The organism is Sphingobacterium sp. UBA2610, from assembly GCF_002339225.1.
Classification (GTDB): domain Bacteria; phylum Bacteroidota; class Bacteroidia; order Sphingobacteriales; family Sphingobacteriaceae; genus Sphingobacterium; species Sphingobacterium multivorum.
This window is the reverse complement of the sequence record NZ_DDKA01000017.1, coordinates 138,292-165,075: the sequence shown is the minus strand read 5'-3', so window position 1 is coordinate 165,075 and position 26,784 is coordinate 138,292. Positions and strand designations below refer to the sequence as shown.

General features: G+C 40.3%; 24 protein-coding genes. 9 read left to right on the top strand and 15 right to left on the bottom strand.

The features are described 5' to 3' along the window. Positions 1 to 58: 58 nt before the first annotated feature. The gene (locus B4Z47_RS11735; protein ID WP_115049427.1) at positions 59 to 589 is read right to left on the bottom strand and encodes a hypothetical protein; all 531 of its coding nucleotides are present in this window, start codon (positions 587 to 589) and stop codon (positions 59 to 61) included. Positions 590 to 1,009: 420 nt separating this feature from the next. Between B4Z47_RS11735 and B4Z47_RS11730 the strand changes: the two genes are divergently transcribed. Next, positions 1,010 to 1,600, top strand: a complete 591-nt coding sequence (locus B4Z47_RS11730; protein ID WP_115047015.1) for a helix-turn-helix domain-containing protein — start codon at positions 1,010 to 1,012, stop codon at positions 1,598 to 1,600. Positions 1,601 to 1,631: 31 nt separating this feature from the next. Here the strand turns inward: B4Z47_RS11730 and B4Z47_RS11725 are convergent, their stop codons facing one another. After that, a complete protein-coding gene (locus B4Z47_RS11725) occupies positions 1,632 to 1,997 on the bottom strand; it encodes a hypothetical protein (protein WP_115047013.1) in 366 nt (121 codons plus the stop codon). A gap of 174 nt (positions 1,998 to 2,171) precedes the next feature. On the opposite strand from B4Z47_RS11725, the gene B4Z47_RS11720 reads away from it, so the two are divergent. Next, entirely contained in the window at positions 2,172 to 2,567 is a 396-nt protein-coding gene (locus B4Z47_RS11720; protein WP_070561582.1) for a single-stranded DNA-binding protein, read from the top strand. 52 nt (positions 2,568 to 2,619) lie between these two features. Here B4Z47_RS11720 and B4Z47_RS11715 read toward each other — a convergent pair whose 3' ends face one another. Further along, positions 2,620 to 3,027 (bottom strand): hypothetical protein, encoded by a 408-nt coding sequence (locus B4Z47_RS11715; RefSeq protein WP_115047011.1) that lies wholly within the window; start codon positions 3,025 to 3,027, stop codon positions 2,620 to 2,622. Positions 3,028 to 3,459: 432 nt separating this feature from the next. Further along, a complete protein-coding gene (locus tag B4Z47_RS11710; protein WP_070561585.1) occupies positions 3,460 to 4,119 on the bottom strand; it encodes a helix-turn-helix domain-containing protein in 660 nt (219 codons plus the stop codon). A gap of 91 nt (positions 4,120 to 4,210) precedes the next feature. On the opposite strand from B4Z47_RS11710, the gene B4Z47_RS11705 reads away from it, so the two are divergent. The 6 genes from B4Z47_RS11705 (at position 4,211) to B4Z47_RS11680 (ending at position 13,409) form a co-directional block, all read left to right on the top strand. Continuing rightward, positions 4,211 to 4,600 (top strand): YbjN domain-containing protein, encoded by a 390-nt coding sequence (locus B4Z47_RS11705; RefSeq protein ID WP_046674974.1) that lies wholly within the window; start codon positions 4,211 to 4,213, stop codon positions 4,598 to 4,600. A 4-nt stretch (positions 4,601 to 4,604) separates the two neighbouring features. Continuing rightward, positions 4,605 to 5,312 carry a PspA/IM30 family protein gene (locus B4Z47_RS11700; protein ID WP_070561586.1) on the top strand — a complete coding sequence of 236 codons (708 nt, stop codon included), beginning with the start codon at positions 4,605 to 4,607 and terminating at the stop codon, positions 5,310 to 5,312. Beyond that, a complete protein-coding gene (locus B4Z47_RS11695) occupies positions 5,296 to 5,493 on the top strand; it encodes a DUF4177 domain-containing protein (RefSeq protein ID WP_083295781.1) in 198 nt (65 codons plus the stop codon). Before B4Z47_RS11700 ends, B4Z47_RS11695 begins: the two co-directional genes overlap by 17 nt. Positions 5,494 to 5,504: 11 nt before the next feature. Next, on the top strand, positions 5,505 to 6,230 hold the full coding sequence (locus tag B4Z47_RS11690; RefSeq protein WP_046674834.1) for an OB-fold-containig protein: 726 nt from the start codon (positions 5,505 to 5,507) through the stop codon (positions 6,228 to 6,230). Between the two features lie 119 nt (positions 6,231 to 6,349). Then, complete coding sequence (locus tag B4Z47_RS11685) at positions 6,350 to 8,467, top strand: flotillin family protein (protein ID WP_115047009.1); 2,118 nt, start codon at positions 6,350 to 6,352, stop codon at positions 8,465 to 8,467. A gap of 97 nt (positions 8,468 to 8,564) precedes the next feature. Next, a complete protein-coding gene (locus tag B4Z47_RS11680) occupies positions 8,565 to 13,409 on the top strand; it encodes a DNA repair ATPase (RefSeq protein ID WP_115047007.1) in 4,845 nt (1,614 codons plus the stop codon). A 104-nt stretch (positions 13,410 to 13,513) separates the two neighbouring features. Here the strand turns inward: B4Z47_RS11680 and B4Z47_RS11675 are convergent, their stop codons facing one another. The 10 genes from B4Z47_RS11675 to B4Z47_RS11630 all read right to left on the bottom strand — a co-directional run bounded on the left by B4Z47_RS11675 (position 13,514) and on the right by B4Z47_RS11630 (position 24,751). Further along, a complete protein-coding gene (locus tag B4Z47_RS11675; RefSeq protein ID WP_201303459.1) occupies positions 13,514 to 14,302 on the bottom strand; it encodes a class I SAM-dependent methyltransferase family protein in 789 nt (262 codons plus the stop codon). 18 nt (positions 14,303 to 14,320) lie between these two features. Next, a complete protein-coding gene (locus B4Z47_RS11670) occupies positions 14,321 to 15,217 on the bottom strand; it encodes an alpha/beta hydrolase (RefSeq protein ID WP_201303458.1) in 897 nt (298 codons plus the stop codon). Positions 15,218 to 15,281: 64 nt separating this feature from the next. Beyond that, positions 15,282 to 16,718 carry a phosphatase PAP2 family protein gene (locus B4Z47_RS11665; protein WP_115047005.1) on the bottom strand — a complete coding sequence of 479 codons (1,437 nt, stop codon included), beginning with the start codon at positions 16,716 to 16,718 and terminating at the stop codon, positions 15,282 to 15,284. Next, entirely contained in the window at positions 16,700 to 17,455 is a 756-nt protein-coding gene (locus B4Z47_RS11660) for an SDR family NAD(P)-dependent oxidoreductase (RefSeq protein ID WP_115047003.1), read from the bottom strand. Before B4Z47_RS11660 ends, B4Z47_RS11665 begins: the two co-directional genes overlap by 19 nt. 4 nt (positions 17,456 to 17,459) lie before the next feature. Next, positions 17,460 to 18,491 (bottom strand): patatin-like phospholipase family protein, encoded by a 1,032-nt coding sequence (locus tag B4Z47_RS11655; RefSeq protein ID WP_115047001.1) that lies wholly within the window; start codon positions 18,489 to 18,491, stop codon positions 17,460 to 17,462. Positions 18,492 to 18,541: 50 nt separating this feature from the next. Continuing rightward, positions 18,542 to 19,372 carry a phosphatidate cytidylyltransferase gene (locus B4Z47_RS11650; RefSeq protein ID WP_115047000.1) on the bottom strand — a complete coding sequence of 277 codons (831 nt, stop codon included), beginning with the start codon at positions 19,370 to 19,372 and terminating at the stop codon, positions 18,542 to 18,544. After that, positions 19,365 to 19,949 (bottom strand): CDP-alcohol phosphatidyltransferase family protein, encoded by a 585-nt coding sequence (locus B4Z47_RS11645; RefSeq protein ID WP_201303457.1) that lies wholly within the window; start codon positions 19,947 to 19,949, stop codon positions 19,365 to 19,367. Before B4Z47_RS11645 ends, B4Z47_RS11650 begins: the two co-directional genes overlap by 8 nt. Positions 19,950 to 20,127: 178 nt before the next feature. Continuing rightward, positions 20,128 to 21,612, bottom strand: a complete 1,485-nt coding sequence (locus B4Z47_RS11640; RefSeq protein ID WP_201303456.1) for a TPM domain-containing protein — start codon at positions 21,610 to 21,612, stop codon at positions 20,128 to 20,130. A 288-nt stretch (positions 21,613 to 21,900) separates the two neighbouring features. Further along, on the bottom strand, positions 21,901 to 23,223 hold the full coding sequence (locus B4Z47_RS11635) for a gluconate:H+ symporter (RefSeq protein WP_115046998.1): 1,323 nt from the start codon (positions 23,221 to 23,223) through the stop codon (positions 21,901 to 21,903). Positions 23,224 to 23,239: 16 nt separating this feature from the next. Next, complete coding sequence (locus B4Z47_RS11630; protein WP_115046996.1) at positions 23,240 to 24,751, bottom strand: gluconokinase; 1,512 nt, start codon at positions 24,749 to 24,751, stop codon at positions 23,240 to 23,242. A 180-nt stretch (positions 24,752 to 24,931) separates the two neighbouring features. Between B4Z47_RS11630 and B4Z47_RS11625 the strand changes: the two genes are divergently transcribed. Then, positions 24,932 to 25,111, top strand: coding sequence for a hypothetical protein (locus B4Z47_RS11625; protein WP_115046994.1), 180 nt, complete (start codon positions 24,932 to 24,934; stop codon positions 25,109 to 25,111). A 40-nt stretch (positions 25,112 to 25,151) separates the two neighbouring features. Here the strand turns inward: B4Z47_RS11625 and B4Z47_RS11620 are convergent, their stop codons facing one another. Beyond that, positions 25,152 to 26,783 (bottom strand): ABC-F family ATP-binding cassette domain-containing protein, encoded by a 1,632-nt coding sequence (locus B4Z47_RS11620; RefSeq protein ID WP_046674822.1) that lies wholly within the window; start codon positions 26,781 to 26,783, stop codon positions 25,152 to 25,154. Position 26,784: the final 1 nt, after the last annotated feature.

The window sequence follows — 26,784 nt, the reverse complement described above, 5'->3', positions numbered from 1 at the left end:
TAGGGCTTCTTTATTGGGCTTCGTTCAAAATAAAAACTGTTATCCGAATAAGGTGAGATTATTTTCGGCTGTTCTTCCGTTCTTTCTTGTTTTCCTTTTCGTTCCCGTTCTTAATTTCCTGTTTTCCTTTAATCCGATCTTCAATCGCCTTCAGGCTTGACGAAAAATCGAGGTCAACATTTTCAAGTTTAGCCTTTTTTAACGCCTTCAATGCCTTTTTGTATTTTCTCATTTTTTCAAATAGAAGTGCTTTCTTGATCCAGATTCCTGTCAAGGGCATGGCCGGAAGTGTCAAAGCAAATTTGATCGTCTTTTTTGCAGCTTCATACTCCCCCATATCAATCAATGTCTGAATGAAATAAGGATATACTTCCAGTGCCTGCACATTATGCACCAAAGCTTCCTGGAAATACCTTTTTGCCTGCTCATAGTCCAATAGCTGTTCGGCATGAACTCTTCCCATCAAACACAGCGCCATTGTATTGGACTCATCATAGGATGGCGCATAGGATAAGGATTCCATGGTCTCCTCCAAATACATCGGATAGTTATCCAGCGCCTGAAGGACATATTTATTTACTGAATTCATAAAATTTTCTAAAACATAACATTCATATCCAGCTTTCACGATAACTTTGAAAGTAACTGGATTTTTAAAACTCCTGAATAAGCTAAGCATATTGGAAAAGTGGACTACCATTTCGAGCGCCACGTTTTAGCCAATATCAACCTAGGTTACTTAACGTATTAAGAAGAAGATTAGGAAAGGGCCGTATTCCGAAGAATATTCCCGAGAATCTTCTCTGTGGACGAAGCGGGGTTTTCTAATATTGCAAACATATTCTTCCGTTTTTATTAATTACTCTATTGAATTGCAAAGATTCAAAATATTTACCAAATTCCAAAAACTTTTGATTATTAATCTGTTATATTGTTCAGCACGATATTGGCATATTATTGTCGCATCAATTTCACTAAAATTCAACGACTATTTCCCCATCTTTGAACTATGGAAAGTCAATCAGCTAATCAATTAATCAAACTAGCAAGAAAACGTAAGGGACTAACGCAGCAGGAACTCGCCGATCAAGCGGGGGTATCGCTAAGAACAGTACAACGCATAGAAAAAGGCACGGAAGAAATCAGTGGATTTAGTCTCAAACAGATCAGTCAAATTTTGGAAATACCATTAGAACAACTCATTATGCCAAATGTAAATCAAATCAGTATCGACAACAATCAAACAGGAAGTATTAAAGCGCTATATTTAGCATCGCTCACCTTTTTGGTCAACCCATTATTAGGGCTATTGGTCCCAGCAATTATGGGTTATACGAAACAAAACAAAGACGCCTTATACAGTAAGCACCTAAAAAAAATAATTATAATACACGCTGTTGGACTATTTTTTCTCGGAAGTTTCATAGGCTATATCATTATTGCAGATTTTTTTAAAATTGCACTACCGTCTTTTTTAACCAATATCTTTAATAGCGCCTATTTTTTACTCATCCCAGTATGCTATTACATATTGATTCTAACGTTTACTATTTTTAATTATATTGCAATAAGAAAAGCCAAGCTCAGTTCTGCAAACTAAACCAATACAAATGAATCTATTGTGATCAATATCACAGCGGTTTCTTTTGAACAATCAATACCCAATCATTCTCCAACAACAGATACCCTGTTTCGTAAATAAAGCTATAGGTCTGCCCCTTGTTATTGGAAAAAGTATGTGTATGAAACTTAAAATCAAATCCCAACCGCTTTAACTTTTCCCGTTGTATCTTCACCATACCCACCCCACTCAATGCATCTAATAAAATACGGCGGTTTTTTCGTAGGATATTATTCACACTGCGCACCAGATTGGTCTGGTCGCTATTTAATTTATTGTTATAGGCGTTCCGGCAAGCATCATCACAAAATCGCTTGTCCGAACGGCCATATATTACTTTGCCACATTCAAGGCAGACTTTTTCTCCAGAACTCATAACGGAAGATTAAACGACAACAAACGGTTACAACCGACTATAGTCGAATACAAATGGTAAATAGACGACTATAGTTATTTCCCCACCCCACCTTTGCTTAAGATCATTCGGCGTTCATAGCCAATGACCATCAACTAAAATAAGAATTATTAAAAACTTTTAAAAATTAGACACATGAGCACATTACGCAACAAAGTACAATTGGTTGGGCATTTAGGAAACGACCCGTTAATCAAAACAACTTCCACTGGCACCAATTACTCCATATTACGTCTCGCCACCAATGATCTTTTCAAGAACAAAGCCGGTGAATGGGTTGAAGAAGTTCAATGGCATACACTCGTGGTTTGGGGTAAGCAAAACAATACCATTGAAAAGAAATGCCAACGTGGGACCAAACTCATGGTTGAAGGCAAACTCACCTATCGTAACTATGAGAACGCAGATGGGGTAAAACAATATGTCACAGAAATTAAAGTAGATAATTTTATGATTTTATCTGATTCGAACGGTGCCAAAGATGACATCCCAACACCTCCAGATGAAAATGAAGACGATCTGCCTTTCTAGTATGATCAACGAGGTAGGTTTTCAAGCCCCTACCTCGTCGATTGTTTCCAACTTATTTTGTCAGGCTTGCAGTCAACGCTCTTCCTAGGTTCTCTGCATAAGCCTTCCATAATTTAGCATCTTCTGGCGTAAACTTAGCAACAGCTTCAGTTTCTTTGGCCGCCCATTCCTGTCGCTTCGCTGCAAGCTCCTTGAGTTTAACAACATCGCCGCTTTTAGCAACAGCGATAAATTCTTTGATATATTTTGTATAATCCTCCGCCAATTTTTGTGTCTCAGCAGAACTAAATTTCGGTATTGGCACTTCGCCACCGCTATTTTCTACCGACGTTTCGGCCGTATCTTTTTTTAAGTCAATAGCGGCAGTTGTATCTTTTACTTCGACTTTTTTAGTCGTGGAATTATTGCAGGAAATAACAAAAAATCCAGCAATTAATGCTGATAAGGCTACTTTCTTCATTTATTTAAATTTAGTTTTTTAAGTCTGGTCATTTATTCGTTTATGCGTGTTGTTCTAAAGCTAAATAAATCACTCTAGTTTTATCGGATCGACAAGTTCACCATCATCTTAATCACAACCCTACCTTTTTGTAACGTTACTTTATTATCGAACTAATTTAATTACAATGCCCGACTCTACGAAATTTTTTGTGGACACTCACATTCTGCAGGCCTGAGTTAGGAGTCTTCTTTTCTTGTAGGCAAGTCAACATCAGATCAACTCCAAGGCCGTACATATTAGGGGTATTACAAGGGTAAACCCCTGCAAACCCCTTGTTAATACCTTGTAAATGGACTGCGATTACATAATTAACCACGGATATGATAACAACATGGAAATACGCCCGATACCGGCAAAACCGAATAAACAATAGGAAAAAGTTCCACGCAATTAGATTCGCTCAAACCTGCCATACAATTTCCAGAAATATGCTTTCTCCCCCATAGTGAGATCAATCTTCTTCCAGGCATTTAAGGCTAAACTAATCTCCTTTTCCTGCAAACTGTATTTTCCAATAAAGAACTCTTCTTCGGAAAAATACAAACCAAATGCTTTATCCAACGTATGTAGGCTCTGAACATCTACCTCTTCAAAAAATAAAATGGATTGAGGGCCAGCCAAAAAATCACTCGGCACCGGAATAGCGTCAGCGTATTCGATTGCGATGAGGCGGTTCCTACTTTGCAAAGGAAATTCAATTATTGGAAGCTCTTCTAATTTCGAAAAATAACTACCCGCCTCAAAAATACCATCTCGTTCCAGCAGCGGGATTTGTAACAATCTTTTACGTCCAATAAGAGAAACATTTGGATCAAAATAATCATTGAAATTAAGAATTTCATTGACAGATAGATTTTTTTCAATAAGATGCTGCACAGGAATGCCAAAATAATTTGCAATTTTTAGAACAATCTCAATTTTTGGCTCTGCACGCATTTCTTCGTAAGACGAAATATTACCTCTAGTAAGATTAAAAATATCCCCAAATGCCTGTTGACTCATTCCTTTCACTTTTCTTAATTTCTTAATATTGTTGCCTACGTTGCTCATTTTAAAAAAAATTGAATATTTATTGCAAAATATTTTTGCATTTTTATTACCTTTATGCAAAGAATATGTGCAATATATAAAAAACTTGATTATGTACTTCTCAAAAATTGAAAATTATATCGCCAATATCGGTTACACCATCACCCATAAGGATACAAAAGAAGGAATCTTTGTCATCGAAAATGAAGACGACGGAATCCGTAACCTGATTGTAGGCATTGCCCAACCCATCCTGATTTTTGAGCAATATCTTTTTACAATCAGCAATGACACCATGGATATGTTCAAATCACTATTGATAAAAAATAGAGATATTATACACGGTGGGTTTGCATTAACAGAAGATGGTACCAAAGTTATATTTCGGTATACCTTACAAATACATAATCTCGATCAGAATGAGTTTGATGCAGCCATTAATTCGCTGAGTCTTTTGATGAGTGAATATTATAATCAGTTAATAAGTTTTTCAAAATTATAGAATAATGAATATTTTTAAGAGAATTTTCAGAATTGGTCAAGCCGAGATCCACGCAGTCGTGGACAAAATGGAAGACCCTATCAAAATGACGGAACAGGGTATCCGTGAGATGAAAGAGGACCTGGAACAATCGTTAGAAGCCTATGCTAAAGTTAAAGCGTTAGCCATACGTACCCAAAACAATTGTGAAAGGAAAAAAGAAGAAGCCAATGAATTCGAAAACAAAGCTATTCTATTACTCCAAAAAGCACAAAAGGGAGAATTAACGACAGAAAAGGCAGAAGGTCTTGCAAAGGAAGCGCTGTTGTTGAAAAAACAGTTATTAATCGAAGCTGGTGAATTGGAGAAACAAGCCGTGATTCATCAAAGTTCATCGGATGAGCTACACAAAAATGTAGACATTCTCAAATTCAATATATCGAAATGGGAAGGTGAACTCTCTACTTTAAAGGCACGTGTAAAGGTATCCAACGCAGCTAAAATGGTCAATCGTCAGCTCGCTAATATCGATTCCAATAGTACGATTTCCATGTTAGAACGTATGAAAGAGAAGGTCGAGGAAGACGAGGCACTAGCAAAGGCCTATGGCGAGATTGCACTAGGTAACAAAAGTAAAGTTGATGAGATCAACGAGACCATCGGCGGGTCTGAAGCCGTCAACAACGAATTAGAAGAACTAAAAAGAAAATTAAATAATGATGAAAAGATTTGAATATAAAACGCTAAAAATTGAACCTAAAGGTTTTTGGGGAACAAAGTTGGATCCCGAAAAAATTGATGAAATCTTAAATGATCTTGGAAATCAAGGCTGGGAATTGGTAACCATGCAGGACCTTGAAGTCAATGGGAATTCCTGGTCTTTTCATTATACTTTCAAGAGAGAGAAAATTTAAACAATAACACTATGACAGAACTAATCAATATCTTATTCAATCCATTGTCCAATGGAATTATGACAGTCTTAACTGGCATGTCTGTAGTGTATTGGTTATTTATGTTTCTGATGGGTGATGGAGTACATCTATTTGATGCCGATGCAGATATAGACCTCCATCCTACACCTGATGTCACGGACGTTGATGGCTCACATGATATCGCAACTGAGGGCGGCGATCATGCACACCATCATCATACGGATACGGACGCTAATACAGAACCTGGTTTCTTTGCAAAAGCAATGGATTACATCAATGTTGGCAAAGTACCCATCATGCTTATTGTAACACTGTTCAAATTTATAGGCTGGATAATTACCATTGTTTCTTCGCTCTTTATCGACGTTGCTTCATGGGGGATAAAGTCCGTATTAATCCTGATCCCTGTTTTTATTGTTACATTTATTTTAATGCATTTTCTGACCAAACCTTTAGCTAAAATGTTCAAAAGTATAGGTTACAATGGCGAAGAAAGTCACGATTTTCTTGGTCGCATGGGTAAAATGAGAGCCAGTATTGAAGGCAAGAAAATAGGTTCTGCCGAATTTATCATCCAACAGGATCCTATTCGCCTCAATGTTGTCAGCCATAATGGGGAGAAAATAGGCTATGGAGACGATGTCATTATTGTTGACGAATCCAAGGACAAGAAATATTATTATGTGACCAAAGAAATCACGATAGACAATATTTAATGGAAAAGGAATAAACGCAAAGCCCCGACACTAAACAACTGTCCTAAAAGAGCGAATCTTTATCCTTTTAAATTCTAATCGTAAACCCAAATATTAAAATCTAAATAAATACAAATCATATGCTATATCAACCTCTTTTATTTTTAAGTGGCTTAAACGGAATTATACTTTTAATTGTCGGTTTGGCTGTCTTTTTAATTTTTGCATTCTTTGTTGTATTGAGTGCATTCTACAAGAAAATTCCACAAGGGAAGGCGATTGTACGAACCGGTGTTGGTGGTACAAAAGTAGCATTCAACAAGGGAATGTATGTTGTACCTGTATTTCACAAGATGGAGATCATGGACATCTCAATCAAAAAAATTGAGATTGCCCGTATGCAGGGTGAAGGTTTGATCTGTAAGGACAATATTCGTGCAGATATCAAAGTTGCTTTCTTTGTTCGTGTCAATAAAAATGTAGATGATGTGATCAATGTAGCCCAAAATTTAGGTTGCGACCGCGCCAGTGAACCAGAAACATTAAAAAGTATTTTTGAATCTAAATTCTCCGAAGCACTCAAAACAGTAGGTAAGAAATTTGATTTCATTGAATTATACGAAGCCCGTCGCGAATTCCGTGATGAGATACTCGACGTCATCGGAACTGATCTTAATGGTTATATTTTGGACGACTGTGCGATTGATTACCTTGAACAGACCGACATCGAACATCTCAATCCAAATAATATCCTAGACAGTGAGGGTATCAAAAAGATCACCGAATTAACAGCCAAACAAAATATAAATGCCAACTTCATTCGTCGTGATGAGGAGAAACTAATCAAAAAACAAAACGTGGAAGCAAGGGAAGCGATTCTAGAACTAGACCGTCAGCTTGCCGAAAAGGAAGAGAAACAAAAACGGGAAATTGACAACATCAGAGCACGCGAAGAAGCAGAAATAGCAAAGGTACGCGAAGAAGAACGTCTCAAGTACGAAAGCGTCCGGATTTCTACCGAAGAGCAACTCGCTGTTCAAGAAGAAAATAAACTGCGGCAGATTATCATTGCTGAAAAGAATAAACAACGTACCGATGCTGTGGAGGCCGAACGTGTAGAAAAAGATCGCGCCTTAGAACAAACAGAACGCGAGCGCATTGTTACCTTAGCACAGATCGACAAAGAACGCTCGATCGAAACCGAAAAGAAAAGTATCCAAGGCGTTATCAAAGAACGTGTACAATTGGAAAAAGGTGTTGTTGAAGAGCAACAAGGCGTCAAAGACATCGAAGTATTCCGTGAAGTAGAACGTAAAAAACAAGCGGGTGTTATTGCGGCATCACAAGAAGCAGAAGAAAAATTAATTTCAACTGTTAAAGCTGCCGAAGCTGCAAAAATTGCGGCAGAACAGGAAGCAGAGAAAAAAGTAATCGACGCGGAGGCTGCTCGTAAAATCGCCGAAAAGCGTGCACAAGAGCTATTGATCGATGCGGAAGCGAAAAAAGAAGCATCACTCAAAGAAGCCGAAAGTCGTAAGATTATTGCCGAGGCACAAGCCAAAGAAGAAGCTGCGCTTGGCTTATCCGAGGCCGAAGTTATGGTTGCCAAAGCTGAAGCTGAAGAAAAACAAGGTACTGTAGAAGCTAGTGTCATTGAGAAGAAAGCAGAAGCGATGCGTAAAGAGGGCTTAGCACAGGCGGAAGTTGTGCGTGAGAAAGCGCTTGCTGAAGCCAAAGGTATCGAAGAGAAAGCTGAAGCGATGAAGAAATTAGACGGCGTGGGCAGAGATCACGAAGAATTCAAATTGCAATTGCAAAAAGAACGTGATATTGAACTCGCACACATCAATATCCAAAAAGACATTGCTCAAGCACAAGCCGGCGTATTATCGGAAGCACTTAAAACAGCAAAAATCGATATTGTTGGTGGTGAAACCATGTTCTTTGAGAATATCGTCCGTCAAGTATCCAACTCCAAAGGTTTTGATCACTTGATTGACAACTCCAAACATGCCACAGCTATTAAAAATTCTTTGATAGGTCCAGATGGACAAGGAGACCTCGCAGAGAAGGTGCGTGGATTAGCCGATAAATATGGAATTTCCACAAACGATATTAAGAACCTCACCGTTTCAGCAGCATTGATCAAACTTCAACAAGCGGCGACTGATGCTGAAAATGGCGAAGATACAAGCTTCATTAATTCTTTGTTCGGATTGGCGAAAAACTTGGGCATATCAAACAAAAAACTGTCCTAGTCCCTCCCCAATTCATTATTGCTTGCAATGATAATTACCATTGCAGGCAATAAACAAAAGATTTTATCACATATACCAAGTCGAGAAAGCTCATTTTATGCCAGAAGAAAACGTAATAAATCAGAACGACTCCCTTGATCAAGGTGCATACGAGATTATTCGGAAGCGGCTTCTTACACAAAAAGAAGAGCTTACTATCAAACTCCAACAACTAAATAATGCCCGCAAGGAAATATTTAATGCGACAAGTTTTATACTCAGGGCCAATCAACGGATCACCACAGAAAATAACTGTGTTGCTCGTGGTATTTTAGCCCTGGACAAGCTATGTATATTTGGTTATAATGTCCATTTTGGGTTACGCACCGAAATTAAACTCGAAGATGTTTTCAGTGTATATACATTCGAAAACAATCAGTTTATCCCACAATCACTCGATCTGATCAATGATCCTAATTTCATTGGCGATTACCAAAATTTATACAAATACTATCGCGACTCGATCTTTTCCAAGTTTCGACGTACGGAAAACTATCTTTATATGATCTTTCAGACCAGCAAAAATCCTGCTGACCTGAAGGCATTCAAGTGGTTGATTAAAGACGGAAAGCTCCAATATCAGGACGACCGCAGCATCCATGAAGTCAAATTACCCAACCAATTTGAATTTGAATGGACAAAAACAACCTTGGAAGACCGTCGCCTCGGAAAACACCCACACATATCCATTAAGGACAAGATCTTTATAGAAGCGATCAATGGCGATATTACTTTCAAAATTGAAAATAACACCGATACAGGGAAAGGAATCTTCTCCGAAAAAGTTTCAAACGCCGACCAACAATTGGATGATGCGGATTACTACTATGCAGACCTTGGCAATTTGATTGCCGTTCGCATCAAACCGTATCAAGAAGATTTCCGTGCATTTGTCTTTAATCAACGGACAAAAGAAGTGGTGAATCTTAAATCCCTTAATGAATCAGCCATTTTACTACCCGATAATCAAGGAATCATTTTTTTTAACGGATACTACCTGCAGAATGGCACCCATAAAATCTTTGACGTCCAGTTTGACCGGGTTAGTTTCCTTAGACGCATCGCATCACCAAACGGTGAAGACTTCCTCTATATCTTTTGTCAGGAGGAAACGAATACCTACATCTTACTGTCTTATAACATCATTCAGCAGCATGTCGAAACGCCGATCATCTGCAATGGATTCACACTTTTTAAAGACGGTAGTTTAATTTACTTCCATACAGAGGCCGAAGCAACAAGGCATCATCAGGTTCAGATCTGGGAAACCCCTTACATGGCCGTGCTCAAAGAAAATGAGTTAAAAAAAGACGACCCGCTTTATAAGGTTGGTAATAAACAGATCGTACAGGCCATGGCCGAAGCACAAGAAGTCATACAGCTCATCAACAAAGAAGATAGTTATGAAGGCCTTTACGAGGATATACTCAAAAAATCGACTGTCCTTCTTGACTCTTATTTTTGGATAAAGGATGAAGCCTTGTCCAACCTTGGTCAGCCATTAGCTCAGATCAAGGAGGTCGCTAATACGGCAATTGACGAATTTGTTAAGGTCCAAGCCCAACGTAAATACGCTACAGAGCTCAATAGCACTGCCGAGAAGAAAATGGAAGAGCTTACCTTTTCCATCAATAGTACTGTAGTCGAAAAGCTTGACCAACTTGTTCATCAACTGGCAGATTCACGACGTTTACAGGGCGAAATCATTGACCTCAAAAATGTCAGATATATTGATATAGTCCGTATCGATGCTTTACTCGAGAAGCTGCAGTCAATCACCACCGAACTTGCCGAAAAGACAATTGCTTTCTTGCTCCGCGACGAGGCTTTACAACCCTATGAGCAGAAAGTGGAGCAGCAGAAAAACAATGTTGCTGCAATTGTCAAAGTCTATGACGCCAAAGCGATTGAGGAAGCCAATTCGGCTATATCGAGTGAATTGGAGCTGTTGATCGATATTCTAAACAGTTTAAAAATTGACGACTCCACCCAAACCACCAAAATCATCGAGAAGATAGCCGTTATTTTCTCGTCCTTGAATGAGGTCCGGGCGCAGCTTACGCGTAAACTCAATTCATTAAAAAGTACGGAAGCCATTGCAGAATTTTCCGCCCAACTTACGCTACTGGAACAGTCTGTCACCAATTATCTTGAACTCTCTACGACAACTGAAAAAGTAGACGAGTATTATACCAAGGTCATTGTTCAACTGGAAGAACTCGAAAGTAAGTTTTCAGAATTTGAGGACTTCGCCCTGAAAATAGCAGATAAACGCGATGAGATCATCAAAGCATTTAATTCCCGCAGAGAGCAAATCGTTGAACAGATCAACAAACGTAGCTCTTCACTCGAGCAAATTGGACTTCGCGTATTAAAGAATATCGAAAACAAATCAAAGACATTTGCAACGCGTGAGGAAATCCTAAGTTTCTTTGCTTCAGATTTGATGATTGACAAAATCAGACAGCTTGTGCAAGAGCTGAAAACGCTCAGTGATGTTTCAAAAGCCGAAAATCTTGAAAACCTGCTCAAAAAATCTCAGGAGGATGCATTACGCATTTTACGTGACAAGAATGATCTTTTTGTAGATGGAGAGAACATTATTGCGCTTGGCAAGCATAAATTTGCCGTCAATAGTCAGTCACTCAGTTTAACACTCGTACGCAAAAATGACGAACTATTCTTCCATCTTACCGGAACGAGCTTCTATCAAAAAGTCAAAGGATCCGAGATCGAAAACTTTAGCGATATTTGGGATCAGGAACTGATTTCCGAAAACAAGGACGTATACCGGGCTGAATATCTCGCCTATAAAACATTCCTTGCTTCCAAAGGACAGTTAGATTTTGATGCCAACCTGTTTATCAATCAGACTGTCGAGCAAAGTTATTCGGAAGGTTATGTCAAAGGAGTGCATAACTTTGATGCCTTGGTAATCTATGATACCATCAAGCAGCTAGATAGCAAACTTGATCTTTTACGTTACGAAGCTCATTTGCGTGCTATGGCACAATTGTTTTGGCATTCACTTGCGCAAGACGAGCAGGAAAAACAGACAGCGTTGATTCAATCTACACATTCGGTATTAAAAGCATTTCCAAATTCCACACGCTACCAATCTGTCGTGGACGAACTCACAAAATTATTCATCAATTGGGACACCCATTTGGATCGTTCGACATTTCATGCGGAGGACGTCGCGAGCTATCTCTTCCAGACTTTCACAAGCTACAGCAAGTTTGTCGTCAGTGAGCAATCGGATGAACTTAAAAAGGCTTTCATCAGGCTATTGGAAAACAAGAAGAGTTTTAAACTCTTTGAAGCAGATATTCAGCATACACAATTTAGTCTCGTAGACCGCTTCTATTTGACCTTAAATTGGCTAAATTCTTTTATCGACGAGAACGACGATTACCAGGCTTTCCAAAAGTACGTGGAGGAAACTGCAGTCACGCTTCTTTATCCGAAGGATGAATACCAATTGATCATCGCCAAAGACAATGCACTCATCCAGGGATTAAAGGGAAATCACGTGATCTTGAACAATGGAGAAGAGCAAATTCAATACCATCAATTTCTGCGTAGATTGAAGACTTTTGCAGAATGGAATGTTCCTCGTTTTCAAGAATTCGCTTCTTTGAAGGAGCAGCTTGGAAAAACATACGCCAAGGAGCTGAAAATCGGAGAATTTGAACCAAAAGTCCTAACATCTTTTGTCCGAAATAAGTTGATCAACGAAGTTTACTTCCCATTGATCGGAAATAATTTGGCCAAACAGCTGGGGGCAGCTGGCGACAATAAACGTACCGCCAGGATGGGTATGCTTCTCCTCATTTCTCCGCCAGGTTACGGAAAGACAACATTAATGGAATACCTCGCGAAAACCATGGGATTACATTTTGTAAAAATCAACGGACCTACAATAGGGCATTCCATTACTTCAATAGATCCTGTGGAAGCGAAAACCTCTGGTGAACGTGAGGAACTTAAGAAGATCAATCTTGCTTTCGAAATGGCCGATAATGTGATGCTTTACCTCGATGATATCCAACATTTGAATCCCGAATTCCTTCAGAAATTCATTTCATTGGCTGATGGGCAACGTAAGATCGACGGTATTTTTGAAGGTGAGAGTAAAACATACGATTTGCGTGGGAAAAGATTCTGCATCGTAATGGCAGGAAACCCTTACACCGAAAGTGGGTCCAAATTTCAGATTCCAGATATGTTGGCCAACCGTGCGGATGTATACAATCTTGGGGATGTGATCGGTGATACCGAAGCACTTTTCAATCTCAGCTTAATTGAAAATGCGGCAATTGAAAACAGCTACCTTGAAAAAATAGCAAGCAAATCTTTCAACGATTTCTATGCTTTAGTGAACTATGCACAATCGGTTGTAGATCAACTTCCCGATTTAGAAGGCAATTACCTGAAGCAAGATATCGATGATTTTATCACAGTATTAAAACATGTATTAAAGATCAGAAACGTTGTCATCAAGGTCAATCAAAATTATATTCAAAGTGCGGCCATGCAGGACAATTACCGAACAGAACCGCCGTTCAAACTGCAAGGGTCTTATCGGAATATGAGTAAGCTCGTCGCCCAAGTTGTGCCGATGATGAACGAACAGGAAATCGATCAAGTTCTCCTCGCACATTATGAAAGTGAGTCACAAACCCTTACTGCCGATACGGAAAGTAATCTTTTAAAATTGAAAGAACTTGCTGGATTAATCAATACAGTGGAACAAGAACGGTGGGAACACATCAAAGAAATATTCCGCAAGAACAATAAACATGGTGGACTTGCCAAAGATGATAAGGTCTTTGCACAAATGCAGGACTTTAACGAAAACCTGGAGGGCATCATACAAGCTATCCGTGCTTATAGGAATTAATATTCGTCCTGATTATTCCAGCTGACGTAATTGGAAGCGTCAGCTGGAATAATCATTACCCTAAACAAAGACATAACTTTTCACTGCTAAGAATAGCGGAATGGCTACCCATTTACCGTCCCTGAAGACACCGTAAATATGCCAAAGTCATCGATCAGCATACGTTCCTTAACAACTCCATTGTACGCCATCAGACGATCTAATTCTTTCTGCGAACGACGACGCATCACCCAGTCCTTTTTCTGATGACTGTTTAACACGTAAGCAATCATCTTTAACTGTGGATGCCATGGCTGTCCAGTATAAACCAAATGACTGCTTGATTCGCAAATCGAAATTGCGCCTTTTACAGCCCTACTTGCCATTTCATTGTCACCAAAAAGTTCAAAAATACCTGAGATAATAACAATATTAGGCTCGAATTCCAGTTTGGAATAGGTAGCTGGATCAAAACAATCGTAATTGGTAAATCGTATCCCCTGCAATCCATTTCTACGGATAATCCTCTCTCCCACCTCAATATTGGACAACAGGAATTCATTAATCACGATTTCGGCTTCGGGATATTTCGCTTTGATATCAAATAAGTAATTGCCGGTGCCACCTGCAATATCCAATATCTTCACGGTCTTTCCAGCAGCTTTGACCTTCGCGATATTCTCTTCCAATAACTGTAATAAGTGCTGTTTTCGAATGCGAATTCCTTTCCATCCAATCGCCTCCAGATAACCTCGGTCGAGGATACGACCGAACCGATTTTTACCCTGCGATTCATTTCGATAGACGTAGTCCAGCGATATCCCCGAATCAAATCCAAACTGCAGGCCTAAATTCATTCCTTTACTTAAGGAACCTATTTTGCCCAATGCCCATTTCTGGACAGCATAGTTCAATTTTTCACCTGCAGGAAGTCATTTATGGTATAATTGTTCATACTCTTTCACCGAAAAATCATCGGGTTCGAGCGTCAGTTCAGGACTTTGTCGGGCATAGGCTTTGTCGATAAAATTTCGCAGATAGTGATAAACTTTCTGCCGATTTGTTTCAAATAGAATCCCGTGGTAGAAATTACGTAAAGTGATAAAAGTCTTCAACTTTGAAGCTATTGTCACAAAGAATTTTTTCTGCACCGAATTTTTGACCACATAATCTTTTTCAGCAGAAAGGACAATTACTGGGATATCAATCGCCGCTGCGTCTTCAACGATACGCTCGCCGGCTTTTAATAGATCAACCAACAAAGCGCCATTGATAGATTTGGAAATCAACGGATCAGCATCGTAAGCCTTCTGCTGATCGATATCGTGAGTCAACACCTTGGATTTGACGTAACTCTGGATAATCAGATCTTTTTTTAGCTTTGTTCCCAAAGCAATCATCCGATTGGCTAGGGGCACATATAATTTAATTTCAAATGCAGGTGCCAACAATGCAATACCTGCGACTTTAGGCGCAAAATCGTGTACCCACGCACTGACAACAACCCCCGCAATACTATTGGCGATAACGAAGATGTCTTTCGAATCAACCAAATATTCACGGCCTATATAATGAAAGAAACTATCCAAATCACGCACATAATCCATAAAGATCGGTGAAACTGGTTCTTTCGTATAACCATGTCCGCGCAAATCAAATGCAAAGATGGAGTGATCGGCAAACTGTGGATCCGTAGCCATCTCCTGCAGACGTTCCGAATGCTCATGCCCCCGGTGCAGTACGACCAATGCCCGCTGTCCGGCCTGATAATTCCAAACGCGATATAATAACTCTCCTTGATCAAAACTCTTGAAGTAACCTGATTTCATGTATAATTTTTACGTACTAATATCAAATAGTATATTTCATAACAAAGATCATGCAAAGGACCGTCTAGCTATTTCTCTCGACCAGCACCTCCATCAACTCAAGTGCATGTCTATGCAATACAAAATGCTTATTATGAGATTTAACCCGATCTATAGCATCCGTTAAATCTAAAGATAATATTTTTTGTGACAATAGAACAGCAAAAATCATACTCCTGCTGTAACCCATTGTACAATGTATAATCATATTTTCACCTCGCTTCAATTGTTGATAACTGATTACGAGCGCTGCCAATATCCTTTCGGCATCCGACAATTTAATTGCTGCTATATCCAACAATGGAAACGAATGATAGTTTTTCTCTAAATGTAGAATAGGTATTTCTTCCAATTCAGCAGCCAGATCAAAAACAACCAGATGCTTATTCAGACCAAGCACACGGAGATCTCCTGCAGTCATCCTCGGCCCCACATAACAACCTGGTAAAATTTCAAATAAAGGCGGATTATTGCTGCGTCTGACAAAACGCCACAGTAACCAATATATGCATTGATATGGACAATAAAACCATTTTTTAAATCTAGGTATCCAACCTTTTTCATTTTTTAAAAACCTTGGATTATTGATAACATAATTCCTTCCTACCGCAATGCAGACCAGGGATGGCCAACACAGAAGATATAATCCAAAAGCATGAGCTCCGCCCCACAATGCCAGTAACAATAAACTCCAGCCAATGGCATAGTAAACGTTACCAATTCTTTGGTTTCTACGACAAATCTCCGTTTCGAGGTCTAATTTCGTCTTTTCGTATAAATTTGCCTTTTCGGTACCAGCCAAAAAGGGAAAATTCCCAGCCTTTAACATAGATAATGCACTGTCATGAAGCAGTCCCGATGGAGATGGGAATAGCACGAATCCCATATGAACCAAAATCAATGCGGTCAGCACATCCACCAGATGGTGCTGATAAACGGTGAGTGTAGCAATCCCCGTGAGCAGCAGCCAAATTCTCACAGCCTCTTTTTTCCATCCTTTTAGCTGCCTACCGAGCACCGACCAAAACAGACATGCATAGGCCACATGCAACGAAGGTGCTTGATTAAATGGGGAATCGTACTTCCCTAAAAAGGCGAAGAAAAATTCAAAAACTGGATACTCAACGCTAGGCCTATCAAAAGAAAATCGCAAGGGAAAAATAAAAAAACAACAAATAGAGAAGATGGTAATGAAACTGAAACGCTTCGTATAGACCCAAAGCTCTTCTCGACTTCGACAACAGAAAGGAACCACAGCGAAGAACAAACCACTGCTCATGTAGGGTATAATCATCCAAGAAACGAACGGCATAAAGTGTTCAAAAGGAAACACAAACGAAGATACAGTAGTCTGATTTGCAGCATGGACCGCAGCAGCAGAATAAGTCAACTGGAAAAATAGCGCACAATAAAGGAAAACAGCAAATTGCAGTCCCCCATTTTTCAGTCGTTTTTCATCCATTTGGCCTTCCTCGACATAATTTTATTCAATACGATATTTGGAAGTAGTCCCAGCGATGCCATTAACCACTTCATACGCTTCGGAAACACTACTTGCTTCTTCTTCTGTTCGATAGCTGCCATTATACGCTGTGCCGCATCGCCTACGGGGATTAAAAATGGCTTTTTAGACAAATCTTGCTTATTGAGCGCTCTCAGTTTATCCGTATCAACATAGCCCGGGGCGATAACAGTAACCGCAATTCCATACGGCTGGAGTGCCCTCCGATATGCATCAGCCACTTGGATTGCAGCACGCTTGGTCTTACTATATAGGCTTGAATTGGGAAAATGAAGCGTTCCCGATACCGATGCGACGATTGCAATCTGTCCTTCCGACTGACCCTGCATAACCATTCTTGCCGCTTCGAAACAATTTATCGTACCCATCATATTCACCTGTAGCATGGCAACCGCCTCCTGATAACTTATCTGTTGAGCAACGTCATCTGCGTAACTCCCGGTACAATTGATAAAGAGGTCCAAAGATGAATGTGCACAAAATGTGCTGACCGCATCCTGCAGACTGTTTAATTGACATACGTCTACTTCAAAACTTTTAAGGCTATGCGTCCAGGAATATGCTGACATTTTCGGCAGATCACGTCCACATACCGCTACCTCTGCTCCTTGATCAAGATAACGCTTGGCCAAAGCAAGGCCTATTCCACTTGTACCACCGGCAATAAATACTTTCATCCAATTACTTCTTAAACGAATTTAAAGTCACCTGATAACCATAACTCCATTGCGCTTCCATCGCTTCAGCAAATTCTTCCAGATCTCTCGGGAAAGAAAGCGTAACTTCAAATTTACGCCAATCAATTCCTTTTTTACAGTATTTCCCAGCTAATTGTTTCGCGGCATCCTGTGTATCTATCCAATGTGCATACGGAAAATGTTGTTCCAAATCTGCTAACCGTTTATTTCCACTAAAGCCCAATACTGCCCGTACCAACGCTTCTTCTTGTGGTTTGTAAGATTGTTTTCGCTCACATATAATGTTTTCAGCAAGCACATTTGCTAGCTCCATTGGAACGAGATCAATTGCTCCACCAGCGTAATGGGTATTATTGGAACATACAGGTTCAATATAAAACATATCGGACATTGAAATACGGGCCGCCTGTAGCACAGAAAATTCAGCGCTCAAATGAACTTCTTCAGCCACTGCACTGTGCACATAATTCTCATCCGCAATACCTATTGCCTCAACAGGCACATTGGCCAATACATCCTTAGTTCCCATCAGCATTTTTTGATAGAGTTTCCGATCTCCACGCCGCTGCCCTACTTCAGACGGGCTGAACAGCATTTTAGCGCCGACCACCAGTGCCGGTATTGCTGCCGAGAATGGTCTATCCAATGCAGGCAATAAAGAAGAGATGTCCTGCTCCATCTCGACCAGGTAGCGACTAAGAACATCCTCGATAAAGGGCGCCCGTTTTTCGTTCAGCTGTTTTTTCAAAACATACACGCCCAGCTTCCCCAAACGACGCTGTTCAGTGAGCCGATGATGCAAGAAAAACCGATAAAATTCTTCAGATTGTAGATAGCACTTGCGGGCTTCATGTGTAGCAAAGGCCTGTATAACAGCGACTGCCATTGAACCTCCGCAGCTCGCTATAAGCAGATCTGGTTTTAAGCCCAGCTCATCTAACGCTGCGTACATGCCCAGATATAGACTGAACCGCGTTCCACCCCCTGAAAATAAAACAGCACGTTGATAAGCCATCACATTGAAATTTTAATTAACCTTCTCTCTACTACATTCGTCAAATTTTATTAATTCCCCAACAACAGGATAATCAGAGCATAAAACAGTGGTGCATTGAAGATCAGACTATCGATACGGTCCAATAAGCCACCATGCCCGGGAATCAATGTTCCAGTATCTTTCACTCCTGCCTTCCTTTTCAGATAGGAAAAAAGAACATCTCCCCAGAATCCCAAAATACCGAAGAACAAACCGAACAACGAAAAGTATAGAAAATTCTGAAAAGGCAGTAGGAAATACCCCAATAAATTACTCAGTATAATTGTTAAGCCGATACCGCCCACACATCCAGCAATTGTCTTATTTGGGCTAATACGCGGAACGATTTTACGTTTGCCAAAAAACTTGCCCATCAGGTATTGAAAGACGTCATTCAGTTCCGTTAACACAACAATATATCCGATTAATTTTAGTCCTAGGAACGCGATGCCATCCATTTTAATGGATCGGATAAAAGCTAAATGGCTAAAGGCAAGCAAACAAGCTACGGCGCCAAAAAACAGTCCAAATACAGTTCCCTTCTTAACCTTTAAACCATATTTGAAAAATAAAGCAGTCCCTAAACACATGAAGCTGGCCAACACTAAATATTCTTGATAGGAACAAAAGTACAGAAGCAACGCTTGCAACAATGCCATGGAAAGAAATACAAATGGATTCGCCTTCCATTCAGGGATAAACATACGCGCAAACTCGCACATCCCTTGAAAGGTTATCCAGGCAACAAACAAAGGTGATAATGTTGGTGGGACGAAAGCAACCGCCAGCACCAAGACAATATAACCCCAGCTTCTAACACGAACAGGAACATCTGCAAACTTGCCATTGGCATCAGCCATGCGCCAAAGCCTTTCTCAATCGAGTTACCGAACTCAAAAGTAAGAGTAAGCACAAAACGCCAAAAATATAGCCCGAAATAGCAACGATAGAAATATGCAATAATGCTAAAATTCCATATACGCCCAACAGCAAAGCACGATCACTTTTGCCCATCGGCCCATCGTAACGACGATCATTGGCAATTACCTTCCCTATCAATCCACAAAATTCATTCACAACACTCAAGACAATAAAAGCGACGATTGGATACACGCTTTCCGGATGAAACTTCAACAAAGGAAAAAATAGCACGACATCCGAAACAATATCTCCGACTTCGTTCAAAACCTCTCCGGTCTTGCTTGTCTGATTAAAAAGCCTCGCCATCATACCGTCTAAGGCATTCAAGGCCATGCGTAATAACAATCCGATTGGCAGGACCAAAAAGAAAATCGGGAAACGATCAGCATACCAAAAAAACAAAGCAATGATCAACGAGAATACGATCGATCCAATTGTAATTTGATTGGCCGTTATCTTCCTGTGATGCAAAAAGTTCAAGATCGGCATCAGCAACTGCTGAAATTTTGGTTTCAATTTATAAACAGAAATCATATAGCGCTAGCTGTAACTTATTTTTTATTTTTTTAAAAAAAAATTTGCATAGTGTAATAAATACACTATATTTGTATCATCATAATTTAGGTTTATAATTGGTTATTTAAGGTTTTCATTCTCCCCGTTTGGAAACCTTTTTTTTGCCCTAAATTACGGATTACCATCTTCCGCCTGCACCACCGCCACCAGAAGATCCGCCACCAAAACTACCACCACCGCCACTACTACTCGATCCTCCGCCAGAGCTACTCGATGTTGAGCGCACTTTAACTGGAGTTGAATGTTCACCATGGGATACCCGATGGCCACAGTTCTTGCATAAGTCAAAGCGTTCTTCCAATCCCTGCGAACTATACGTTGCTGCACGTATCGTCTTGGTACGCCCGGTCTCAAAAGTTCTGTAATGACATGCAGGACAATCACTGAACCCAACATTTTCATCCCAGGGAACCAGCTTTGTTTCATTGGTCGTCTGATCTATCCATATTTCGTACGAACGGCTACCGATTTTTTCCTCCAAAAGCTGCCCCTTATCCAGGTATGCACTTTCTCGGGTAGACACATCATCCTTATTCATGCGCAACCAACGTCCAGATTGATCTGGAGGGGCCAATCGAAGTTGATTCTTCCGAATGCGTTTATTTAATCCAATGAGATCAAATAGCGCCAATGGACTAAGCAATAGCGGAATTAAGCCCCAAACACGAAATTTGCGCAAAGCTTTTTGTATATTTTCTTCGTCCTGATAAGAATTGACAATCTGCGTACGACTTGCATTATACTTCATCGCCAAGGTAATACTACCAAAAACACCAATAAAATAAGGTAAATTTTTCCACTGATAGACCTCCTCAAAATTATTGAGGGCAAATGCACAGATAAACACCGAGATAAACATTACTATCCCCATACAGCCGCATCCGCTGACTAAAGGCGGGAAATATTTACTTTTTTTGGTCAACTTCCCTTTGATAGCTCGGGTCACCTCACCCAACCAGATATAACAGATTGCAAACAAACCTAAAACCAACAGTGAATTTCGCAGGATTGGACTTTTAAAGCTCCAGACAGGTGTTGCCTCTGGCATTAAGCGTTCCAGCTCGGCTTTACTATCCGGTGAGGTGAGAATGGTCTTTATAAATTCTGAAGCCTCCATAACACCCCGGTCGTAATCCTCATTCCTAAAATTAGGTACGAGATATTTTTCGCCAATGCGCTTTAAATAAGCGTCGGGCAAAATACTTTCCATACCATACCCAGTGATAAAACGGTATTCATGGCGGTCTTTAGCAATAAACAACAAAAGCCCATTGTTACTTTCCTTCTTACCGATCCCCCAGGCATTGAATAATTTTAAAGCAAATTCGAAATCACTGTCGCCAACATAATCGTTCACAACAACGATGGCAAATTCACTTTTTGTAGTAGCCTCAATCTGCGTTGATAAACCATCTAATTCCGCCACTGTACCCGAAGATAGAATCCCATCGGGATTGGACACAAAATAATCCTGCCCCTTTATTTTTGGACTGGGCAAATTGTCTACTGTATAAGCAATTGATTGTCCAAAAGACGGTAACCCAGATAGGCAGCTTACCAACAGGATTGAGCAAAGTATATAAAATCGGTGTAATCTCCACATAATTTTAGAACAACAAAAATTTGGTTCATTGTCACGATATTAAGAAAAAAAAATCAAACAAAGGTTTCCGTCAAAAAAAAGCCCATAATCAACCGATTATGGGCCTGTATAATTCAATATTCGTTTGAGCTATTACTATACATCCTTACGATTACTTCATATCATCACTTTGTTGAGCTACCGTGACAGTACACGATCGTGTTTATGTTGTTTATAAAAAAGCAATGCTTAGAAAGCCAAGAGTATTAACTAAAGATGTATGACAATAGGAAACTTTTCCATTCGCTGTCAATGACCAAGCAAATGTAAAATCAAGACGCCAATCAATCCAACAACAGAAACGAGCGTTTCCATCACCGTCCATGAGCGAAACGTATCCTTCATGCTCACTCCAAAATAAGATTTAAACATCCAAAACCCAGGATCGTTGACGTGTGAGAACATAAGACTACCCGCCCCCGTCGCTAGCACCATTAATTCAGGAGTAACCTTTCCTGCCTGCACAATGGGAAGCATAATGCCCGCTGCCGTGAGCCCAGCAACACTAGCCGAACCGATAACTAGGCGAATGATACCGGCTATTAACCATGCAAGTACAAGAGGCGACAAGCTCAGGTCTGCGGTTATGTCAGCGATGTAGTTCGCTACACCACTGTCTACCAAAATTTGCTTAAAGGCGCCTGATGCCGCAATGATAAAAAGGATCATCATTATCCCGCGGATTGCTTCCTCCACACTTTCTGATTGCTCCCGCAAACTTTTACCTTGGCGGATACCCATTGTGTACATCGCCATTAGCGATGCAATCATTAAAGCCACAACCGGGTCACCCAAGAAACGTAGTGCCTTCAGCCAAGAGGAGCCTTCTGGAAATATTAGATGTGAAAATGAACCAAAAGCAATTAAAATTATTGGAAAAAGCCCCGTAAATATGCTAATTGCAAATCCGGGAAGCTCTTTCCTATCCGCTTGATTGTGTTCAGGAAAAAACTCGGTCGGTGGGTTGGTCGGAATATGCTTAAGCATCCTTCCAAAGAGCGGTCCACCGATAATGATGGCAGGAATTGCCACAATAATCCCATAGACCATTGTTAAACCGATATCCGCTTTGTAGGTAAGCGCTATGGCCGTAGCTCCCGGATGTGGTGGCAAATAACCATGTGTCACGGACAGCGCTGCCAGCAACGGAATGGCTATGTAAAGCAAAGGCATTTTATTGGAAACACATACCATGAAAACGAATGGTACTAAGACGATAAAACCGACATTGTAAAATAAGGGAATTCCTACTAAAAAGCCCGTGAGAACCATTGCCCAAGGTAAGTTCTTTTTACCAAATACAGCCGTTAGTACCGTTGTAATCTTTTCTGCAGCACCACCCTCCGCCATCAATTTTCCCAGTAAAGACCCGAAAGCCAACAATAGTGCCAACTGGCCCATAGTGGTACTCACTCCGTTTTCAACAGATTTAAGGATGTCGACGGCACTCATATTCATAGCAAAACCGACCGCAACAGAGGTTATCAGTAATGAAAAGATCGTGTTTAACCTGACGACGGTAACTAAAAGAAGTAGTAAAGCTACTCCCAAAATAACGATGATTAGAGGCATAATAATTTATATTTACTTAAAACTCACCTTCCAATATATGGTACAGGCGTTCAAATTTCCGGAAGTTTTTCATATATACAGCGTGATTCTCCGCACTCGGTTTATAATAATGCTCGGTCTCTTGCTCTCCTTCCGCTTGTTTGTTTTTTATAGTAGGCTCACATCCCTGAATACCCAAGGCTTCCAAGCCTATCAATGCTGCTCCCCATGCAGAGCTTTCTACTGTATTTTTGGTGAATACAGGTTTATTGAAAATGTCTGCAAGCATCTGCACGAACAACGATGACCGCGCCAAGCCGCCGCTTGCAAAGATCGTATGAATGGGACCGGTGTTCTCCTCTAACGCGATTCCTACACTGTAAATTGCAAACAACATCCCTTCCATCATGGCACGTGCAAAGTGCGCCCTGCCATGATGCAACTGTATTCCAAAATAAACACCTTTAGCATTGGAATTCCAATGTGGTGCCCGTTCACCAGTTAAATAGGGCAAGAATATCAAGCCCTCTGCCCCCGGAACGACGGAGCCGATCAAAGCATCTAACGACGCCGAAAGATCTCCATCTGCTTCCATTTGGGTATATTCGTTCAAAAAGTTGTCTCGAAACCAGTTGCGTAATACACCGCCATTATTAACCGCACCACCAATTATATATTCATTTGATCTCAGTAGGTAGGTAAATAGTCTTTGTTTTTTTTCTTGATTTGCCTGCGAGCTTGCTACGCGAATAGCTCCACTGGTACCTACAGTTACCGAAGCCACTCCAGGACGTATAGCTCCTACTCCGAGATTAGCCAAACAACCATCGCTACCACCTATAACAAAAGGGGTATCTTCAGGGATATGCATCAAGGCCGCAATTTCTCGGCTAGGCATATTTAAAATATAATTGACCGGAACTGGAGATGCTAGCTGTTCTTCCGATATGCCCGCCAAGCTTAACGCCTGATCAGACCATCTTAGGTGATGTATGTCGAAAAGCCCTGTTGCAGATGCAATGGAATGATCGACCACATACACGCCAAAGAGCCGGTAAAAAAGAAATTCTTTGATACCGATAAACTTGTACGATTGAGCAAATAATTTTTGATCATTGGCCCCTATCCACATTAATTTGCAAAGCAAAGACATGGGATGTATTGGTGTACCCGTCTGCTGATAAAGCAACCTGCCCGCCTCACTTGCCTCCAAGGCAACCGCAATATGCTCACTTCTGCGATCTGCCCATATAATGCAATTACTAAGTGGCTGTCCTGCCGAGTCAACAGCGATCAGTCCGTGCATAGCACTGCTCACCGAAATACATACAGGTTTCGGTATCTCCCCACTAGATTGCCTTAAGCTAATCATGACATGCATAATAGAATCAATACATGCGCCATAAACAATCTCCGGATCTTGCTCATACCACCCTTCCAACGGGTTTATTATAGGATAAGGTATACTATGCTGGGATAAGATGTTACCTGCGTGGTCAAATGCAACAGCTTTCGCAGATGATGTCCCAATGTCTAATCCAATGATCATAAATAAAATTGATGTTTAGGAAAGTTCAATATACGGAATATCTGTTAGCTTACAACAAAAGGCTCAATACCAGCAAAGTAATTGGAGCGAGAAAATCGCCGCATACCGATCTGCTGATAATTGTCTTTCGTAGTATCAACATAAATGGTAAATTTCAACTTAGAAAAACGGTATTAAACGATGAGTATAGATAAAAAGAATAACTACGATTTTGGAATAGTTGGACTCGGCGTAATGGTATTGATCGGGAAGGTGTCTTTCACACACTTTGGGATTAAGGCAAAAAAGCTTGAAGGCTCGATTAATCTTAATTTAAAACGCAAAAAAGCGGCTTTTATATCAAAAAGCCGCTTTTTATAACTGAGCCCCTATCGGGTTTTACACGACGTTTATCTAGATGCTAACGTTCAATATCTTTCAGGCTACTCATCTTCTTGTATTCCAAGAAACCTTTAATATCTTCAAAATGCTCCCGTACACGTTTATTTCCGAATTCAAAGACTTTCTCGGCCAAACCATCCAAAAAGTCACGGTCGTGCGAAACAAGGATCAATGTACCATCGAAATCTTTTAAAGCATCTTTGATAATGTCCTTTGTCTTCATATCCAAATGGTTTGTCGGCTCATCGAGAATCAATACATTGACCGGTTCCAACAACAATTTTATCATCGCCAAACGCGTTCTCTCCCCTCCAGATAATACTTTCACCTTTTTAGTTGTATCATCGCCGCTAAACATGAAAGCCCCCAAAAGATCTTTCATTTTAACACGTACATCGCCTACTGCGATTTGATCAATGGTATCAAAAACAGTCATTTCACCATCAAGTAAGGCTGCCTGATTCTGTGCGAAATAGCCAATTTTTGCATTGTGGCCAACTTTTAACGTACCTTCGAAATCGATCTCACCCATAATTGCTTTGATCATGGTAGATTTACCCTCACCGTTCTTTCCGACAAAAGCAACCTTTTCACCACGTTCGATAACCATATTTGCTTTTTGAAACACAACATGTTCATCATAAGCTTTGGTTAGATCCTCAACAATAACAGGATATTGACCCGAACGCGGAGATGGTGGGAACTTAAGACGCAATGCGGAAGTATCCACTTCGTCAATCTCGATGATTTCCAATTTCTCCAACATCTTTACACGTGATTGTACCTGCAATGTTTTAGAATAGGTTCCTCTGAAACGATCAATAAACTCCTGATTGTCCGCAATAAAGCGTTGTTGCTCTTCATATGCTTTTAGCTGATGCTGGCGACGCTCCTGACGTAATTCCAGGTAATGACTATACTTGGCACGATAATCATAAATCCGTCCCATCGTCACCTCAATGGTCCTATTGGTGATATTGTCGACAAATGCCCTATCGTGCGAAATAACGATAACTGCTTTAGCCGAATTGACCAAGAAATCTTCCAGCCATTGAATACTCTCGATATCCATGTGGTTGGTTGGCTCATCCAATAAAATCAAATCCGGCTTCTTCAATAATATTTTAGCTAATTCGATACGCATCCGCCAACCACCCGAAAACTCAGAAGTCTGTCTTGTAAAATCAGAACGCTCAAAACCGAGTCCCTTCAAGACCTTTTCAACTTCTGCATCATAATTAACTTCCTCAATTGAATAGAACTTTTCGCTTAATTCGGATACACGTTCGATCAATTGCATATAATCATCAGACTCATAGTCTGTACGGATATTTAATTGCTCATTCAGGTTTTCCAACTCATCACGCATACCATAGACTTCTTCGAAAGCCTTTGACGTTTCCTCAAAAACAGTCACGTTATCCTCTGTTAGCAAATGTTGCGGTAAATAGGCTATAATGGCATCTTTCGGACCAGCAACATTACCTGTAGTAGGTTTACCCACTCCAGCGATAATTTTCAATAAAGTCGATTTACCGGCGCCATTTTTACCCATCAATGCGATCTTATCATTCTCATTGATGGAGAAGGATACATCTGAAAAAAGAGTTGTTCCCCCAAAGGAAACAGAAATATTATTTACGTCAATCACT